Origin of the sequence: Indolivaga capnocytophagoides DSM 22835 (genome assembly GCF_000426485.1) — a bacterium.
GTDB lineage: Bacteria > Bacteroidota > Bacteroidia > Bacteroidales > Dysgonomonadaceae > Dysgonomonas_A > Dysgonomonas_A capnocytophagoides.
Window position 1 is genome coordinate 45826 of the sequence record NZ_AUFL01000008.1, and the last position, 18949, is coordinate 64774.

At 35.3% G+C, this 18949-nt stretch carries 11 protein-coding genes and 1 other RNA gene; 5 read left to right on the top strand and 7 right to left on the bottom strand.

Going from position 1 to position 18949, the window contains the following annotated elements; translation table 11 throughout:
• The first annotated feature begins 346 nt into the window (after window positions 1-346).
• On the top strand, window positions 347-1222 hold the full coding sequence (locus tag K322_RS0103450) for a helix-turn-helix domain-containing protein (protein WP_026625629.1): 876 nt from the start codon (window positions 347-349) through the stop codon (window positions 1220-1222).
• A 98-nt stretch (window positions 1223-1320) separates the two neighbouring features.
• Here the strand turns inward: K322_RS0103450 and K322_RS0103455 are convergent, their stop codons facing one another.
• The 5 genes from K322_RS0103455 to K322_RS0103475 form a co-directional block, all read right to left on the bottom strand.
• Complete coding sequence (locus tag K322_RS0103455) at window positions 1321-1896, bottom strand: porin family protein (RefSeq protein ID WP_026625630.1); 576 nt, start codon at window positions 1894-1896, stop codon at window positions 1321-1323.
• A gap of 206 nt (window positions 1897-2102) precedes the next feature.
• Window positions 2103-3086 carry a DUF4421 family protein gene (locus K322_RS0103460; protein ID WP_026625631.1) on the bottom strand — a complete coding sequence of 328 codons (984 nt, stop codon included), beginning with the start codon at window positions 3084-3086 and terminating at the stop codon, window positions 2103-2105.
• Between the two features lie 363 nt (window positions 3087-3449).
• Complete coding sequence (locus tag K322_RS0103465; protein ID WP_026625632.1) at window positions 3450-4853, bottom strand: glycoside hydrolase family 88/105 protein; 1404 nt, start codon at window positions 4851-4853, stop codon at window positions 3450-3452.
• A 99-nt stretch (window positions 4854-4952) separates the two neighbouring features.
• Window positions 4953-6953 (bottom strand): RagB/SusD family nutrient uptake outer membrane protein, encoded by a 2001-nt coding sequence (locus tag K322_RS0103470; RefSeq protein ID WP_026625633.1) that lies wholly within the window; start codon window positions 6951-6953, stop codon window positions 4953-4955.
• Between the two features lie 22 nt (window positions 6954-6975).
• On the bottom strand, window positions 6976-10164 hold the full coding sequence (locus K322_RS0103475) for a SusC/RagA family TonB-linked outer membrane protein (protein ID WP_026625634.1): 3189 nt from the start codon (window positions 10162-10164) through the stop codon (window positions 6976-6978).
• A gap of 275 nt (window positions 10165-10439) precedes the next feature.
• Between K322_RS0103475 and K322_RS0103480 the strand changes: the two genes are divergently transcribed.
• The 3 genes from K322_RS0103480 to K322_RS0103485 all read left to right on the top strand — a co-directional run bounded on the left by K322_RS0103480 (window position 10440) and on the right by K322_RS0103485 (window position 16320).
• The gene (locus K322_RS0103480; RefSeq protein ID WP_026625635.1) at window positions 10440-14744 is read left to right on the top strand and encodes a hybrid sensor histidine kinase/response regulator transcription factor; all 4305 of its coding nucleotides are present in this window, start codon (window positions 10440-10442) and stop codon (window positions 14742-14744) included.
• A 505-nt stretch (window positions 14745-15249) separates the two neighbouring features.
• Window positions 15250-15646: a transfer-messenger RNA gene (gene ssrA / locus K322_RS20535) on the top strand.
• A 140-nt stretch (window positions 15647-15786) separates the two neighbouring features.
• Entirely contained in the window at window positions 15787-16320 is a 534-nt protein-coding gene (locus K322_RS0103485; protein ID WP_026625636.1) for a hypothetical protein, read from the top strand.
• Here K322_RS0103485 and K322_RS21320 read toward each other — a convergent pair.
• Window positions 16266-16583, bottom strand: a complete 318-nt coding sequence (locus tag K322_RS21320; protein WP_084158500.1) for a carboxypeptidase-like regulatory domain-containing protein — start codon at window positions 16581-16583, stop codon at window positions 16266-16268. The two genes, K322_RS0103485 and K322_RS21320, sit on opposite strands and share 55 nt — an antisense overlap.
• An 83-nt stretch (window positions 16584-16666) precedes the next feature.
• Entirely contained in the window at window positions 16667-17482 is an 816-nt protein-coding gene (locus K322_RS0103490) for a helix-turn-helix domain-containing protein (RefSeq protein WP_026625637.1), read from the bottom strand.
• Between the two features lie 583 nt (window positions 17483-18065).
• Between K322_RS0103490 and K322_RS21015 the strand changes: the two genes are divergently transcribed.
• Window positions 18066-18353 carry a Mu transposase domain-containing protein gene (locus K322_RS21015; RefSeq protein ID WP_051290610.1) on the top strand — a complete coding sequence of 96 codons (288 nt, stop codon included), beginning with the start codon at window positions 18066-18068 and terminating at the stop codon, window positions 18351-18353.
• Window positions 18354-18949: the final 596 nt, after the last annotated feature.

The window sequence follows — 18949 nt, forward strand, 5'->3', positions numbered from 1 at the left end:
AAATACAATTTGTTAAAAATAAATATTCAGGTGAAGTTTGATTTTTTTATAATTTATTAGCAATCCTGTAATCCATATTGTCTAATCTGGTTGATGTATCCATAGGATCTATTTCTGTTTTTTTCGGAAAGATGTGTCTGTATATTTTCTGCAGGTTTTCTTTAAATTGAATTCCAAAATTTAGAGATTCTTATTGTCCGGAATTGTTCAAAAAAGCACTTTGATAGTTCTATTATGTGGTCAATTGTATTGTTTTTATCTTTTTATATTATTCTGAATTGTTCCAAATTTTTATTTTTATACTTTAGTAAGCCGCAAACTGAATATTTAATATTTATAATTGATTATGAATAAAAAAGAAATATGGAAGTCGAAACAAACAACTAGGTTAGATTTAAAGAAACTAGGTTATCTGAATAATTTTATTTTATTAAAAAATCCGGACGCGGAATATCGAGTAAATGAACCTTACGTGTTTGAGGAGATTACTTTTGCTTTGTGCACAAAAGGCTATGCAAGTATCAAAATAAATATGGAGGAATATGCGATAGAAGAAGAGTCTATCCTTATTATCCCATCTGACCATTTGATAGAATTGATATCAAAAAGTGATGATCTGGAGCTCAAAACTTTATTCTTTTCTTTTGATTTTATATCTGACCTTAATTTACATAACCGTTATGGGATTATTGAAAAAACGCTAAGAACCCCTAGTTTAAAAGTTTCACAAAAGGATATGTATATCCTGATAGAATTCCATTCACTGATATTGCATTTATATGACAGTGATAGCGATGATGTAACTCTTCGAGAGAGCATGATAAAAGGGGTATTATCCGGATACTTGACTAAGATTAGCAGCCTATATATGTCTATCGACTTAAATCAATCTAAAATCCAGGTAGATAAGAACAATGTCATGAAGCAATTTATAGACTTGATTGGAATATACCACAAAGAAGATCGAACGGTTAATTTTTATGCAGATAAAATGAATATGACAGCACGTGGTCTTTCTCAAAATGTTTATAAGGCAACAGGGAGGACAGCTTTAGTTTGGATTAATGATTTTGTCATAACTAAAATAAAAGTTTTATTAAGAACAACCAACCTGACGGCTACACAAATCTCAGATGAGTATAATTTTCCTACTCCATCTTTATTCGGACGATTCTTTAAAAAGCATACAGGTTTGACTCCTAATGATTTCAGGCATAGTTGAGTTTTATACCACGGTTTTCTAAGAAAAAGAAGACAAAGAGATTAAGTTGCAGAACAACTAATCTTTTGTCTTGTCTTATGACTTCTAATTAAATATTCTCAGAAAATATAAAATATACTTGCTTGTAATACACTGTTTTTAAAGTCCGGCTTTATATTAGAGGAGTCAAATTTTCCAACTTTAGTTAGCCCAGTATAATATCTTGCTCCAATCCCAAGGTTCTTAAATTGATAACCTATACCTCCGGCAATGCCGGCATCTACCTTATCTGCAAATTCATCAAACCCGGTATCTTTTACATCAGAGACCAGCATATTGAATTGAGGTCCGGCTTCAATATAAATACCGATGCTGGTTTTATATTTTAATAGAATAGGAACTGAGATATATGACAGTTCCAGCTTATCTTTATCGAAAAGACTATTGTCGCCTTTAATTTCTGCACCTTGTGTTGAGAAGAGAAACTCCTGCTGAACCGATAAGCCTTTGATCAAATCAAAGCCAACTATAGCTCCTGCATGAAAACCCATCAATGGATCTGTGTCAAAATTTGCATTGGTAAAATTACTGTAATTACCACCGGCTTTAATTCCGAAATGGAGACGGCTCAAAATACTCTGAGCTGAAGCTCCGGTTGATACTATTACTAAAAGAATTAAAAGAATTTTTTTCATAACATCTCTTTTTTATTAATTACTTATTGATATTGGACTCAATCTATTTCAGAAAAATTATATCTTTTCCTGATTACAAAGATCAACCCTTTTGCCCGATATTTTTCGTTCTAAAAATGTCCTTTTTTGTTCCAAAAAGACATTTTAAATAAATTGAAAATATTCAATAAGTACTATTTCCTCTAATTCAATTATCCGGATATAAATTAGAACCCGAATCTGTCCAGTTTCTGTTTAGTCTCATTTAATGTTTTATTAACGAACTTATTACCCCAGTTAAATCGTTTTATAAATGTAAGTTGTATGTTGAACTCATTTACACTCAGGTTATCTTTTCCATCAATAAATAGATACACGCGGTTATAATAAGAAGATAGACCGAAAGACCATGAATCCAGATTATAGCCTGCAGCGATACGGCTGTTTAGTGTCGGATAGATCTTCATCTTCTCATTAAATATTTGTTTGGGATTATTATGTCCCAAATTGACTCCCAGATCGAGAGACCCTGTAACAAACCATGATTTGCCCAATACCCATGAATATGCATATCCTCCGGTGATTCCGAATTGTATATTTTCATGAAGACTCTCCATATTAGAAAATAATTTCAGGGTGTCAGTGTTAAGCTTTGTGTAATAAACAGCTGCTCCCAGAAGAAAGCTCCCCGCTGACTTTAGTTGTTGCTCGTTTTGATTGAATGCCGCTTTGTAGGAAAATTTCTTATTATTAAAAACCCATTGAAAAGTCCCTCCATACATATGAAGTTTCATTTTTGGGTATGTTGTATAAGCTCCATCGGGATTCATTATTTCATTATAAAATCCGGTATGTTGTTGTAAAGATAAAGTGTATGCAAACTTCCGCCTATAACCGTAATACTGAAGTTCGAGTGAATTTGTTTTTCCTTTTTCAGGATCCCTTAGAAACCCAATCCTGCGGCTGAAGGCAAATGAATAATTCTTCCATGATGCACCTATACCTATTCCTACCGGAGCATTGATCCGGTATATGAGCCCGATGTATTCTTGTTTAGTCATTTTATCGAGACCCGAAATCTTTGTTGTTATATAAGAGCGGGCAGAGAAATCCTGATTAAAAGAGCTTATGTATGTACTGTCTACCTGAGAATAAACGTTAAGACTGGATAATAAAATTGGAAGAAGAAATAATAAACGGATGTTTAACATTTTTGAGAGAGTTTTTTATAAAACACAAAGATTAATTATTCTTCCTTTTTTTTAACTGTTCAATAAGTGTCTTTTTTTGTTCCAAAATGTATTTCTAACTAGCATTTTCTCAAGCTTAAAATGACTTCGTATCGGTAGTCTTCTTGTAAAAGGGTCTTTATCGAACAAAAAATTTCCGGCCTGATATACTCTCTTTGTATTAAAATAAAACAAGTTTATGTTTTATTTATAATTTTAATTTTTAACAATAAGGTAGTATAACTATTAAAGCTATAAGTAACTTAAATCGTTACTTATAGCTGATTATTGATCGTATTTTAATAAGATGAGATTCGAGATATTCAGACAAGATCAAATTGCCTATTAATAAGTTTGACCATCAACACCGAATATCGGTTTGGTCGTATTTGGTTTAGTTGAATAGTACTGAATGGCACTATCATTCATCTGAGGAAAAAACTTATTAATGAGATTAATTATTTCTGCACCAGCCAAAAGTACAGGACCATAACCGTGAGCAGCAAATACATTCACCGGGCGATGATAATAGAATGCAGGATCGAATGCCATACCTGTTCCGACACAAGTACCTTCGACCTGACCTTTATCATTGATTGTTGTAGAGACGGCACTCCAACCTAGTTGAGCTACAGGACCATACGATACGGCATCAAGCCACCCTTTATTAATTCCGCGAGCAATACAATAAACAAAGATAGCAGTAGCTGATGTTTCCAGATAAGAATCATTTCGATCGAGTAACTGATGCCAGAATCCTGTACCGGACTGATAGGATGCAATGCCTTTGACATGAGCTTTGTAAAGGTTCAGTATATTTTGTCTTTCCGGATGATCTTGTGGCAAAACCTCCAATACTTCAGTCATCGTAAGCAATGCCCAGCCATTAGCGCGTCCCCAATGAAAAGCTGGATGGCTTTCAGCACTCTCTACCCATCCATGCATATACAATCCTTTTTCAGGAACAAACATTCGTTTGCTAAACAGACTTATTTGCTGGGCAGCTTCATCGAAGTACCGTTTCTTGCCAGTATATGCTCCCATCTGAGCAAGAGCAGGAATAGCCATATACATATCATCCAACCACAGAGTGTTGGCTTGCGGGCGCATACGTGCAAACGTACCATCGGCGAGCCGATGCTCTTTATTTTCGATAAAATCCATATAATTGTTTATCATATCGTTGCAGTTGAGATCAGGATAAATCCGGTTTAATTTAATCATAGCAGCACACATGGCTCCGGCATCATCTAATGCTCGGGGCTGTATAATCTGGCGCATTTGTCCATCAATGACATTGTATTCTTTGATTAATTTAGAGAAGTGAGGAACCATTTCGACTAAAAAACGTAAACGTTTTGTTACATATTCCTGATAACGCTTGTCACCGGTGGCTCGGGTTGCTTCTATCATCCCCGTATAAGTAACGCCCCATTCGTAACTTGCCAGCCTGAAATCTCCTTGTTCTAATTGCGAGTGTTGGTCGATCTGTGTGTAATCCAAAATTTCTTTTCCCGATTCTTTATCTATTACCCGAGTCGGAGTCGATTTATCGAGATAAATATATATTCGATCCAAAAATTGCTTAATCTCCTCAGTATTCCACTCTTTATATGCAAACTTGTAATCGGGATCAAGTAAGTGCAATGGTGTATTGGAGTCGTTAACCTCAGGTGTTGATGTTTTTGGTTGTTTACAGGATGTAAGCCCTAATATGGATACGAATCCGATAACTAAAAAAAATTTCATAATCTATAACGGTTTAAGAGGACTCATTCAACAAATTAGTATATTGAATGAGTCTTCAATTTTTTTTGTTCTATTAAGTATATAAAGGGATCAGAATCATTAATATCCGGGGTTCTGTTCGGCTTTCTTTTCTTCAGCAGTTAAAGCTTTTCCATTTTTTTGAATGATATCCAAATAAGTTTGAGGGATAGGACGCAGCATATGATAATCCTGTATATTAAGAGCCGCATCTTTATTGAAGGCTTTAGCTCGGTTAACAAGAGTTTTTGTACGAGCGAGGTCTTCCCATCGTTGAAACTCGCCGCACATTTCGCGCGTTTTCTCGTTTAGTAAGAAGCACATTGCTACATCGTATGCTGAACTATATCCTAATTTTGAACAAATATCCTGATCTTCTTTAGGCAGATTACCTATAGAAGTAATGTCTGTTATTGACAGTTCGGATGCTTGAGCATTTAGTGATCCCATCTGAAGGTTGTTCGATTCGTAATACGAATTTCGGTCGCAGAATGTACCTTTACCTGCCACAGCCGTATACACTGACCAACCTAATGCATTCTCGTTCCATGCAGCTCCTCCATCAGTATATCCGGCACGATCTTCTCCGGCTTTCCATTGAGCCCGATTGCGAAGTTGATTAAGGTACGATACAGCCTGTCCATATTCTCCCTTACGGATGTAAGCCTCTGCAATGAAGAGATAATCTTCGGCCGAACGAGCCAATATTCCGTCTCTGTAGCCACTTTCCTGAGATACTGTTTTACGCGATCCGTCGGAGTATTTGTTCAACGGAGCGTAGTACTTCACATAAGTATCGGTCTCCATAGGCTTAGATGTGGCATCAGTTCCTTTCGGATAGATAGCAAAAACCGTTGGTACTAACTTGTCTGTTTCTCCGTCTTTAACAGTTTCTTTATTCCATATTTCTGAGAAACGGGTATCTCCCGGTTTGTTTAATATGTACATTACCCCTCTGTCTCCGGCTATATAAGTGGCATTAGTCCCTTTTACGGATGCTTGAGTACAGTTTAACTTAGTACGGAACGATTTCCATAAGCGAGAATCAGTCTCATGATTATACACATTATACGTATAATAGGTTGTGCGGAGACGTTGATATTCACGGCCTCCTGAAATATCACGAGCCATACCCGGCAAATCTCTATAAATACTCGGAAAATACAAGTGTTGTTGATTGCCATAACTACCCTGAGTAGCATCTGCTGATGTAAACTGTGCAGCTAATACTATTTCTGAAAGTTTTTCATTTGCACCATCAGGTCCGGTATATGCCCAAAGACTGCTGTAGTTGGCTGTTAGCGGATGTGCAGAAATCACTTCCGAGGCATATTTAATTACATTGTCCAAATCGGAACTTTTCGTTCCAGAATTCCAGCTGTCGTTGATTTCCGATGCACGCCACAAATAGGTCTTAGCCAGAAAATGCGCTGCTGCCGATTTTGTAAGCTTCCCTTCGACCGATTTCGTTGATGGTAATTTAGCATAAGCTTCTAATAAATCAGCAAGTACCTGCTCTGTTACTTCTTGAGCAGAAGATCGCACAAATTCGCGTTCGACAGTAGTCGATGGTGTTAATTTTAGAGGGACACCTCCGTATTGTCTTAATAGTTTTAAATAATTGAAACCTCGCATGAAATGAGCTGTTCCTAATATTTCATCTGTCATTGAGCCTGTATACTTGGTCTCACATTTCTGAATCAAAAGGTTAGCTGATGCAATGCCTGTATACATATTATCCCATATATCATAGGCATGCGTTGTATTTATATTGACTTCGGGTACATCTGAATTCAAACTCGAGCTGTATGTATTCCACATGGCATTGGCACCATCTCCACCAACAATAAACTCATCAGTTCCGTAATTGGTTGTGGAATATCCCCACTCGAAAGAAAAATGGTAGCGTAAATTGTAATAAATACCGGTCATTAACGACTCTATACCTTCGTTTGTATCGAAGTAATCGGTATTCTGCTTTGTTGACAGCTCTTCATCAAGAAAGTCACTGCATGAGGTTATCGAGGCTAATGTCAGAGATCCGGCTACTAGACTGATAAATATATTTTTATGTATTTTCATATTCTTAATGCTTTTATTATTATCAAAACGATACATTTAACCCGAATGTAAAACCTGAATTATAGGTATTCGTATAAGTATCCATATCCAAGAAATCTATATGACTGAAAATCATACCCGGATTCTTACATTGAACATACATCTTGAGGTTTGACATACCTGTACTCTTTAATAATTTATTGGGGAGTGTATAACCTAAAGATATATTACGGATTTTCAAATAAGAGCCGTTCTTATACCCTAAAATATTATAATAAGTATCTATACCTCCTTCGTCGAATATTGGTTTTTGATACTCTGCATTTTTGTTGTTTTCGTTGTAATAATCGTAGTGACGTACATTGTAACGTCCTCCAACCCAAACACCTCCGCTATTATAAGTGTAATCCAAGCGTCCATAAAGTTGTACACCCAAATCCCACCCTTTATAGGTGAAATTAGTATTCAGTCCGAGTGTCCAACGCGGATCGGTATGCCCTATGATTTTACGGTCGTTATTCGCATCTATTTTGTAGTCTCCATTCTGATCCACCGGTCTGGTCATACCAGCCTGAAAGTTATGTCCGTTGGCATTAAACTTTGCCATTTCTGCAGCATCCTCTTCTTTCCAAAGACCGGCTGATTCATACCCATAAATTATTCCTGTTGATTCACCAATAAACCAACCATTGGTTATATCGTCTTCTTTGCCGTTAGACAGTGATACAATTTCATTTTTTGTATATGCGGCATTAACACCTATCGACCATTCAAAATCACGAGTTCTGACCGGTACAAGGTTTAGGGTCAGATCATAACCGAAATTTTTAGTCTCACCGATATTATTGTAAGTGGTCATATAGCCTGTAAGAGACGGAATATACTGTTGCATCAACAGATCAGTCGTACGTGAAGTATAAATATCAAAAATACCGCTAACACGTCCGTTTAGGAAATTGAAATCCAAACCGACATTCCATTGCTTTGTTTTTTCCCATCCCAGATTCTGATTAGCCATTGCCACAGCTCCACCTCCGATTAACGACTCGTAACCGACATATCCCGGAGTAGCAGAACTGCCATATGGATAGAACAGGCTTACAATACCTCCTTTTGTTTGATAAGGATCAATAGCTGAATTACCCGTCACGCCATATCCTAATCGCAGCTTTAATTGGCTGATCCACGAAACATCTTTAATAAAATCTTCCTGATCGATTCGCCAGCCTAAAGCCAGAGACGGAAATGTAGCCCATTTATGACCTTCTGCTAATTGGGAAGCTCCGTCTCGTCTCACAGATGCTGTAAGCATATAGCGGCTGTTGTATGTGTAGTTTATACGAGCCATATATGAAAGCAGTTGTTTTTCAGTTAAAGAAGAATCCCAGCTTTTCAAAGAACTGATATTATTTGTATTCAATGCATTCCACAGGGAGCTTGACAATGGAATACCTTCTGCTGCCATGTAGTTATATTCGTATTCGTATTTTGTAGCTGTTTGCAAGAATGTAAGACCAAAGTCATGTTTACCAATGCTTTTATTATAGTAAATAAGATTATCTAATGTCCACGAAAAGTCAGTACTCTTGGTAAGTGATGCGTAATTTACACCTTCACGGTTTACACTGCTTTCATCATTGAACATACCCCGACGGTAATAACGAAAATCGGGACCAAAATTAACCTTATATGCCAATCCTTCGAGTGGAGACCATATTTTGCCGGCATTAAACTGCGCATAAAAGCTACCTAATGCTCTGAATACTTTACGCTCATCAGTAGAATATTTCCATTCATCAACTACTGTTTTAATTTTAGAGTCAGCTCCGGGATATTCAATACGATTATTGTTATCATCATAAGGAACAGCATAAGGAAGGTTTCTCTGAGCAGCTGCATAAGCACTGTTAGGGCCTGAAGTAGTACCTCCATCATTAGACATTCCGTAGTTTTGAATACTGTATGTGGTATTTATAGATGATCCTAAAGATAACCAGGGTGTAAGTTGCAGGTCATTACTCAACTTAGCTGTATATCGGTCGTAATCTTGACCTTTTATTGTGCCTTTATTATTGAGGTATCCGAAAGATACATAAGATCGGCTTTTTTCAGTGCCTCCCGACCCACTGATTGTATGTTCTGTGGTAATCCCTGTCTGTGTCACAAAATCAGTCCAATCTGTAGTTGCTACTTTCGAACCATCCCAAGTTCCGTTATTCCAACCTTTCGATATATTTGCCCAGGCATAAGGGTCGTTATTCCCATTGAATATTGCTTTATCATTTTCGATAGTAGGTTGATCTCCTCGGGGATAAATACTCGGATCGCGGTAATAATATGCCCAACGTCTCCATTCGAGATATTCTCCTGCCGACATCCATGTAGTGCGATCTTTGAGTTCCTCTATTGAAAGAGATCCATTGTAATTGATAACAAAACGTCCTTCTTTTCCTTTTTTTGTTGTAATAAGAACAACACCATTTGCTCCGCGCGAACCGTATATAGCTGTTGCAGAAGCATCTTTTAGTATTTCGACAGATTCTATATCGGAAGGATTTATAGACTCTAAAGCTCCTCCTCTAGGAGATAGATTATCCCGGCTTTCTTCCGGTGTTTTACCTATTGTGCTATTCAATGGTACACCATCTACCACATAAAGTGGCGAACTTGAAGCAGTTAAAGACCTTACTCCGCGTATCAATACATCACCCATTTCTCCCGGACGGTCACTGGTTCGGATATCCACGCCTGCAGCCTTTCCTTGCAAGGCCTCGAATACATTGGTCGTGGGGCGTGCTTTTAACTCATCAGCACCTACGCTTACCATAGCACCTGTAACATCTGATTTTTTTTGTGTTCCGTAACCAACCACTATTACTTCGTCTAAAGCCTGTGTGTCTTCAATTAATGTAATTCTCAACGTATTATTATTTCCGACTACAACTTTTTGGCTGATGTATCCTAAATAACTAAATTGAAGTTTGGAATTAGGGGGAACATTCGATAAAGAGAAATTACCATTGATATCGGTTATTGTTCCATTAGTGGTTCCATCAATAGAAACACTTACTCCGATTATCGGCTCGTTCTGGTTATCAATAACAACTCCTGTTATTGATTTGCCTTGTGCAGCAGAATGTATTGCTATCGTTAATAATAACATTACAAACAATAGGTGAAGTGCTTTACCTTTGAGGTAGTGGTACTTCCGTCTTTTTTTACAGTTTTTCATGCAATAATCCATTTAACAATGTTTTACAATTTTGTATTATAAAAGTTAACGTAGCAAATCTATAATCGAGCGATATGGATTAAAATGCAAATCAGTTCAAAATGATGGATTACAATACGCGGACTCGATTCTATTGATGTGTATGTATTTTATTATCAATAATATATTATTATTTCGAGTTTCTTGTAGATGCGTCAAGCTAATGTTTGAAACGTACTATTTCACAGTAAATATTTATATATTTGTTATATTAATATCCTTAAGAATCTGATTAAATGAAAAAAAAATTACAAATATTATTAATAGTAGTATTTGGTTTTGTCGACCTTCCTACACTTGATGCTGATAATATTAACTTTTCTCAAATCAGTACGAAAAACGGTTTATCTCAAAATACGGTTAGAGCCATCACTATAGATAAAAATGGATTTATATGGTCGGGAACTCTTGATGGATTGAATAGATATGATGGATACAACATTCGTTCTTATCAGCCGGAAAATGCTTTAAGCGACCATCGAATCCGAGATTTATATGTGAGTAGTAATGGTAATCTCTGGGTAAAAACGTATAAAAACGAATTTAGTTGTTATAACCCGGTTGCTGATACATTTACGCATATAGAGGATGAAACCGGAAAATTATTGACATACACTAATTTCAACGAATCGTCTAAAGGCAAAATATGGTTATGGGGACCAACTGATGGTGCTATATGTATACAAGAAAAACAAAATAAAAAATTTGATAAAACAGTATATTCTTCACCTTCTGAAGGTTGTAGTTTTTTTAAGGAAGATAGTTCTGGTAATATCTGGATTGGAACTCGCAAAGGATTAAAAAAGATTACAAAGCAAGGTGCCGTTCAAATTTATTATAACGACAAATATTCTTTTACTCACGCTATTGAAATTGATAAGAAGATTTTCTTTTCGACACTCGAATCGACCTTAATTATCTATAATATGCAACAAAATAGTTTCGAGGAAATAGTTACGACTTTTGGCGATCCATTGATTAGTCTTTATCGTTTTTCTGCTAAAGAATTACTTGTTTTGACCGAAACTCAGAGACTATGGATCTATAATATACCGGAAAATAAGTTTTATCTGTCTGATTTGAATAATGACATTGATTATACGAAAGGAGAAATCTGGTTTGTACGGGATAAACAAAATGCAGTTTGGTTTTACAATCAATCAGGAGTATTATGGTATTGTAACGGAATAGATTCTAAAATACGTAAGATGAGTCTTTTGACCACAGATGTGGCTGTTTTAATAAAATCAATGCACCACTCATTTGCAATAGATAATATCTTTTTAGATTCGAAGGGAATATTCTGGATTGCGACTTATGGTTATGGACTATATTGTTATAATCCAAAATCTGAAAAATTAACTAATTATACAAATCAATCGAATCAACATAGCTTACCATCGAACTATCTTCTCTCGATTGCCGAAGATCGATTTGGTAATATCTGGATCGGGAGTGAATATGCAGGGCTTATACGTGTTGTGAAAAATCCGGATTATGTTCATATAATGCGTCCCGAGATCAATAATATTGTTGGTAAAACGAATAATGTACGTTCTATTTGCGAAGATTCGAATGGTAACATTTGGATAGGGCTTAAAAACGGTAGCTTATATGTTTATAATTCAATGATAACAGAAGGAAGGTGTATTGCCGAGAACTTGAATCCTTATGCATTGGTCGAGGATGGACAACGGCGAATGTGGGTCGGATCAAAAGGAGGAGGTATTTATTTGTTTGATATAAACACGTTCAAAAAAATAAATTACTTTACACATAAAGATAACGACCCTACATCGTTGCATGATAAAGAAATATTCCATTTGATAAAAGACAACAAAGAGAGAATATGGGTTGCATCTTTCAAAGGAGGAATCAGTGTTATTATCGAAAATGAAAAAGGTAAGAATTTTATATTTAGAAATTTTCTTTCTGATAAAGGAAATCAAAGTATGTTTCGCTATCTCTTGCAAGACAGAGAAGGTATGATATGGGCTGGCAGTAGCGATGGTTTAATTAAATTTGATCCGGATAAACTTATACAGAATCCAGATGCTTATACATCTTATAAAATGAATCCGAACCAATTGAATTCTCTGAGCAGTAATGATATAAAAACAATTTTTCAGGATAGGGAAGGAGTGATATGGATAGGTACAGCGGGTGGAGGATTGAACAAATATGTGAAAGCAACTAAAAAAAATCCCGAACATTTTCAGTCATTTGTCATAAATAAAGGAATGCCAGAGAATTATGTTGTAGGGATGTTGGAGTACAACGGTTATTTATGGCTCAGCAGCGAAGGAGGTTTATCTCGCTTTAATAAAACAGACTATTCTGTGGTCACTTTTCAGTTTGCCCAAAATATATATGGTAATATATTTAATGAAGGTGCAGCTTTTAAGCGTAAAAACGGGACTATGCTATGGGGTAGTTTAGATGGATTAATGATGTTTGATCCTCAGAAATTTAAACCGGATACTCTAACTCCAAAGGCTTTAATAACTGGATTGCAAATAGATAAAATAGATTGGAGAAATATAGATTCATTATCAAAAAATAAGTCTATAACCTACACTGATAATATCAAACTCAGCAACAAACAAAATGTCTTTACAATTGAGTTTGCTACATTGGACTTACGGAACCCCGAAAAAAATTGTTATACTTATATTTTAGAAAACTATGACAGAGCATGGAGTACTCCCTCTCATAGCAATATTGCAACATATAAAAATTTACCTCCCGGTAAATATATATTTAAGGTGAAAGGTACAAACTCTTTCGGAATCTGGAATGAAGAATATACTTCGCTGGAAATAACAATAACTCCTCCGATATGGAAGTCGTCAATAGCATATGTTCTTTATTCTTTAATGATTCTATTACTATTTTACATTGTATTTCGACTCATAATTAAATTTAACCGTTTAAATAATGCCATTGAAATAGAAAAGCAGCTAACTAACCATAAATTACGTTTTTTTACAAATATATCTCACGAATTCAGAACACCTCTCACTCTAATACAAGGTGCTGTAGAGAATATGAGCGAACTACACAGTCTTCCTGAAGCCGCATACAAACAATTGGCGGTGTTGAATCGCAACTCGCTAAATTTAAGAAGACTAATCGATCAATTGTTAGAGTTTCGAAAATTGCAGAATGATGTACTCAAGCTTGATCTTGAGGAAATTGATATAGTTGACTTTTCATATAATATATATACGGGATTTAGAGAGTTAGCCGAACGAAGAGCAATTAATTATTTATTTACTAATGCTGTCGAATCATTATTTTTACTGGTTGATCGAAAAAAACTTGATAAAGTTATTTACAATCTGCTATCAAATGCTTTTAAATATACGCCCAAAGAAGGAACAATAGAAGTCTTGCTTACTGAAGAACAATCTGCTCAAAAATGTGTAATTGCAATTATAGATAGTGGAATAGGGGTTTCGAAAGATAAACAACATTTATTGTTTAGTCGATTTAGTCAGATAAATTATTCTGATTCAGGAACAGGTATTGGTCTTTCTCTAGTAAAAGAGTTTGTAGAAGTACACAAGGGTAAGGTATATTTTGAGGATAATGTAGGTGGAGGCTCTATTTTTAAAATTGAATTATCTACAGATAAAAATATTTATACCGGAGAAAATCTTCTTACCGATAAAAAAGACTTAGATATAACTGAATCGCATACTGATGCCGAACATTTCATTTATCAATCGATATTAGAGCTAGAGCCGATAGATACAATAAATAGCAGTATTATTGAAAACTATAGATTATTGATTATAGACGATAATGACGATATACGAAACTTTCTAATGGATGGTTTTCGTGACAGACTGAGAGTTGATAGTGCTGTGGATGGTAAAGACGGCTTACATAAAGCTATTGAAACAAATCCCGATATTATAATTTGTGATGTAATGATGCCCGAAATGGATGGATTTGAAGTGACCCGTCAACTCAAAGAAGAATTTCAAACATGCCATATCCCAATCATTCTGGTTACTGCACATTCTTCTATCGAACATCAACTCGAAGGAATAGATAGCGGTGCAGATGCATATATTACAAAACCTTTTAGCCTGAAGTATGTACAAAAAAGAGTAATAAAATTGATAGAACAACGGGAGTTGCTGAAAAAGCGTTTCTCTAAAGAGTTTGTTATTGATGAAACTCTTATTAATACTACCGAAGAGGATAAAACTTTTTATGAAAAGATAGAAAAAATATTAGACAATAATTACCATAACAGTCTATTCACTATTGAGAAGTTTGTTGAACTGTCTGGCTATGGTAGAACTACTTTCTTTAAAAAGGTAAAAGGTATTACTGGATTTGCCCCAAATGAATTAATCAAAATAAAACGTTTAACAGAAAGTGCCATATTGCTAAAGAATAGTGGATTCAATGTTTCAGAAATATCTTATAAAGTTGGTTTTGAAGATCCTTTTTACTTTAGTAAATGTTTTAAGATTCATTTTAATTGTACCCCTTCTCAATATAAAAAAGGAAGAGTAGACATATAAAAATCTTTTTCTATCAAAGCCTTTATTTTCTGACGGCAATTATAAGAAGCTAAAATTATTAATCTTTGGTATATACAATGCTATGGTTACATTCCCTAAGGATTCTCCGGGTCATACTTAATTAATGCCTAAAGTCCTTTACTAATGTCTGAAAGGGGGAATTTTATGCTTATCTCGATGAGTTATATGAAGTTTTCAAAGAAAATAGTAAAGAGAAAAAATAAAGGAGTTAGTTGAAAAAACAGTAAAAGTATATTAAGATAGGTATGCCGGTCAGATTCTAATGATTGATCGTTTTTTTTTGAGAATCTTATCTTTTATTGTTTAATATATCTGAGTCTTTAATTCGTAACATAGCAATAATCTCTATTGAATTTGGTCGGTATACTAAAAAAGAATTATCTTTGTATTCAGATATTGTTTAGACAAATTTTCACCATTTTTTGTTACTCAATATCTATATTTTGATATTAAAGCGTTATATATCAGATGGTAATAAACCCATGGGGCTGACTGGTTTTGACAGCGAGATGAAGTGGTTTGTAAGCATGCAGTGCATAGTCGGCTGGCACTATAATCTTAGACGTCAAATTTTTAACTGGCGAAGAAAATTACGCTCTTGCTGCTTAATCGAATCATAGTAGATATAGCTTAATCCTTGCACAGGTGTGAGGACAAGACATCACCCGGAAGCTGTGGCTTCGAAGCATTCCGAATCGGTGGTGTAGGTAAATCGGAGATAGGATAGGGGAGGCTTCGGCTCTTGTCTTAAATTAAGAAGCTAAGGTTTGAGTTGGTGGCTTTGGTCTTGCTCATTCCCGACAATCAAAGCAAAGATAAGCATGTAGAAAGCAAATTAGTTCCTTGTTTGGACGAGGGTTCGACTCCCTCCAGCTCCACAGAATAAACCGCTATTTTAGCGGTTTTTCTTATTCTATACCAATTGTAAAGCACATTACAAAACATCTAAAAACAGACGAAAACAAGAAAAATCAAAAGTATTTCTACTATATTTGCGAAAAGTAGAAAAATTGGTAGAAAAATGGATAGCCTAAAATTACGCTTTGTTTTCAATAGGAAAAAGACCGCTAATAAGACTGATAAACAGGCTGCTTTGGAGGTTTATGTATATGATAAATTAACCGGAAAGAAAGTATATATTTCTACCGGGATTGATTTGCTATTAAATCAGTTTGAACAAAAAAAGGGAGAAATAGGCATTATAAAGAATCATCCTAATGCTGTAAGCAAAAACGGACAAGCAAAACGGATAATGCGAGAAATTGAGGCCTTTGCTCTATCAGACAAATGTCAAACAATAGAAGATGTTAAGAAGTGGAATAAAAAAGAGGAGACTAAAACACACTCCGTTATTTCATTTATTGAGGATGAATTAAAACGCCGTAACCCCTCGTTAACGGTTCTATCACAAAATAAATCACTAATAAAACGGATGATTGAATTTGGACGCTTTAAGACGTTCAAAGATTTTACTTATGAAAATGTAGTCGATTTTGACGCTTATTTAAAAAGTGAGGGTATTATTTGTAATCGTTCAGGCTTATTGGTATCGTAAATTATTACTCTTTTTTCGAAGGAAATATGTTCAAACTGTATTGAATGAGTTCCATTGGGTACGGAAAATTGAAAATATCCGTAATTATCTGTCAAAGTATTTATGTTGGGTATTTTTATTCCAACTTTTACTTCGGATACGGGCAGTCCAAGATTGTCTGTAACAACTCCTTCGATACGCTGCTTTTGTCCATAGATGACTAAGGGTATTGATAAGAATGCTATAAGCAGTAAATATTTACATATGGTACATAAAGATGTCATTCAACGTCCTGTTCGTTTACATTGCAAAGTTACCCTTGCTTGATGGAATAGGACTGACACAAAACGGACTTTGAATGGGACTTTTATTCCTCTAAGAATTCGTTGAAGTGGATTTTATACTCTTCGGGGGTATATCCGGTTTGTTTTTTGAAGAAACGACTGAAGTAGGTGGGTTCGCTAAAACCTAATTTGTTTGCGATTTCTTTGAATGAAAGATTGTTGGTGGCAACCTCCCTTTTGATCTCTAAGATTAATCGTTCCTGTATCAGGGATTTTATAGTTTTGCCTGTTGTCTTTTTTGAAAACTCGTTTGCCGCTTTCTCCGAGAGGGAAAGTTGTTGAGCGTAAAAGCCGCATTCTTTATGGACGGTATAATTTTCCTCAATCATATTGAGCAAATCCGAAACCCTATTTTTTTCATTTTTAGCACAGTGACATTTTTCGAAGATAGGGCTAAAATGGATAAAGAGAGCTTTGAAATAAGCTTCTAACAAAGCATAACGTCTCGACATATCATATTCGTCAATTATCATTTGAATAAGTGTCCGGCACATATTACACTTCTGTTGATTAATAATCGAATTTATAACATAAGTAGACCTGGCTTGTATTTCAACAGGAGTTACAGCATAATAAAAACTCTTGGATAAGGATATTACCCATCCTTTTTTATTGGTCCGGTCGATACGATGCAAATGTCCAGCGGCAACCAAATAGAAACAATTTGCGGAAATAGGAAATTCTCCGAAGTCGATTAGAATTGTATCTTCTCCTTGTACCTCTGTAAACCAGATAATTTCAAAATAATCATGTTGATGAATGCTCTGGCGATCATATTCTCGACATTCTTCAATTGGAGTTATCCCTATAAAATCATCATGTATAATCTTTTTATTCACGTATTTGAGAATTGAATAACGGTACTTGAAAAGAGTCAGATACTTTTGTAATACACGTTAACTTTTGTGAACAAAGGTCACAAAAAAGTAATTTCTCAACAATCCCTTTTTATAGGTATTTTGACAAAAAAACAAACTATATAGGTACTAATCGATCTGTAGTTAGATACTCATAAGATACGGTTTTAAGAAAGTCATAACGTTTCCATATAGCTGTCTTTACCTTCATTCACAGTAATGGTCGCTATGCTTGGCTCTTTTGTCACCAAAACACATAGGCTTTTATGGAGTCGCATCGTAACTCCTTCCGTGAAGTCACAGGTGTTCTCTCCATGACGGTTTACGATATGCGGTAGCCATCAAAGAGTTTGTAGGAGCCGAGAAAAGGCCTACAGAGGCCCTACTTCGTCTGAGCAACTTCTACCAATGTCATTATCGCTTTTGTAATGCTCGTGCAGGTTGGGAAAAAGCGAAATATGTTCGCCGCAAAGCTTTTAGCGTCCTTCTGCACTTCGACAGTTTAGAGGAAGTTCAAAACCAACTCCCTACTACTTGCAAGCATATCAATACCGAAGAAGGCAGCTTGTCTACCGTAGGTAAGCAGACTAAATTGGAAGCGGAGTTAGCTGCTCTTAGAGCATGTCATAATGAGATGGGATGCTTTGAGTTAGATACTTACAAGGTAGATAAATGGTCTACTATCTGTATGAAAGTCTCTCATTATTCAGTTCCTGACACCTTGGTCAGTAAGCTGGTAGATGTAAAAATCTACTTTGAAAAAGTTGTTATGCTCTATAATAATCAAAAAGTAGTCGTGCATGAGCGCATCTATCATCTAGCGTTTACACTCAAGTATAGAAAAGTGAAGTAAAACAGCGAATTATTAACCTATTAAAAAAAAATCAGGGTCGTGGATTTGCTGTGATTTACATTATAGGAATTTGAACTTCATTTGGTAACTGACCTTCTTCGTAGATTTGGATCGTTCTGTATTGCTTAAGGTACAACAAAAAGGACTATCGGCTATTAATCAGTGGATTATAAAATACTCATTCCTCAATAGATAACGATTTGGCCACGAACTTTGCAATATTTCAACTACATCTTTTTCTGTATTTCTGGCTTTTCTGTTATCAAGCCTTTATATAAATGGGTAGAGATTGAGATTCTACTATTTTCGTAGATTTACTGCTTGTAGTATATCTACAAAAAGGTAACTATTGTTTTTCTGCGTTTTTCTTATCTTTACTTGGTTGATTTTTAGAATATAAGCCTGTTTTTGTAGATTTTGCTGTGATTTGCTATGTTTTGCTTAGTAACTTTACTATTCATGTAGCTAGGCATATTAATTATCCTTACCGATTGATAAAGAGTAAATTATAAGAATATTTTTCTTAATAGTTAACAGTATAGAAACGAGTGGAATGCTCATATTTGCTTCATTATTCTGCAATGATCAAAGAACTC

What these genes read in the sequence shown, in the direction of transcription:
- K322_RS0103485 (WP_026625636.1), top strand. Translation starts at nt 15,787, where the DNA reads ATGGATAGCCTAAAATTACGCTTTGTTTTCAATAGGAAAAAGACCGCT.
- K322_RS0103475 (WP_026625634.1), bottom strand. Translation starts at nt 10,164, where the DNA reads ATGAAAAACTGTAAAAAAAGACGGAAGTACCACTACCTCAAAGGTAAA.
- K322_RS21320 (WP_084158500.1), bottom strand. Translation starts at nt 16,583, where the DNA reads ATGACATCTTTATGTACCATATGTAAATATTTACTGCTTATAGCATTC.
- K322_RS0103470 (WP_026625633.1), bottom strand. Translation starts at nt 6,953, where the DNA reads ATGAAAATACATAAAAATATATTTATCAGTCTAGTAGCCGGATCTCTG.
- K322_RS0103455 (WP_026625630.1), bottom strand. Translation starts at nt 1,896, where the DNA reads ATGAAAAAAATTCTTTTAATTCTTTTAGTAATAGTATCAACCGGAGCT.
- K322_RS0103465 (WP_026625632.1), bottom strand. Translation starts at nt 4,853, where the DNA reads ATGAAATTTTTTTTAGTTATCGGATTCGTATCCATATTAGGGCTTACA.
- K322_RS0103450 (WP_026625629.1), top strand. Translation starts at nt 347, where the DNA reads ATGAATAAAAAAGAAATATGGAAGTCGAAACAAACAACTAGGTTAGAT.
- K322_RS0103460 (WP_026625631.1), bottom strand. Translation starts at nt 3,086, where the DNA reads ATGTTAAACATCCGTTTATTATTTCTTCTTCCAATTTTATTATCCAGT.
- K322_RS0103480 (WP_026625635.1), top strand. Translation starts at nt 10,440, where the DNA reads ATGAAAAAAAAATTACAAATATTATTAATAGTAGTATTTGGTTTTGTC.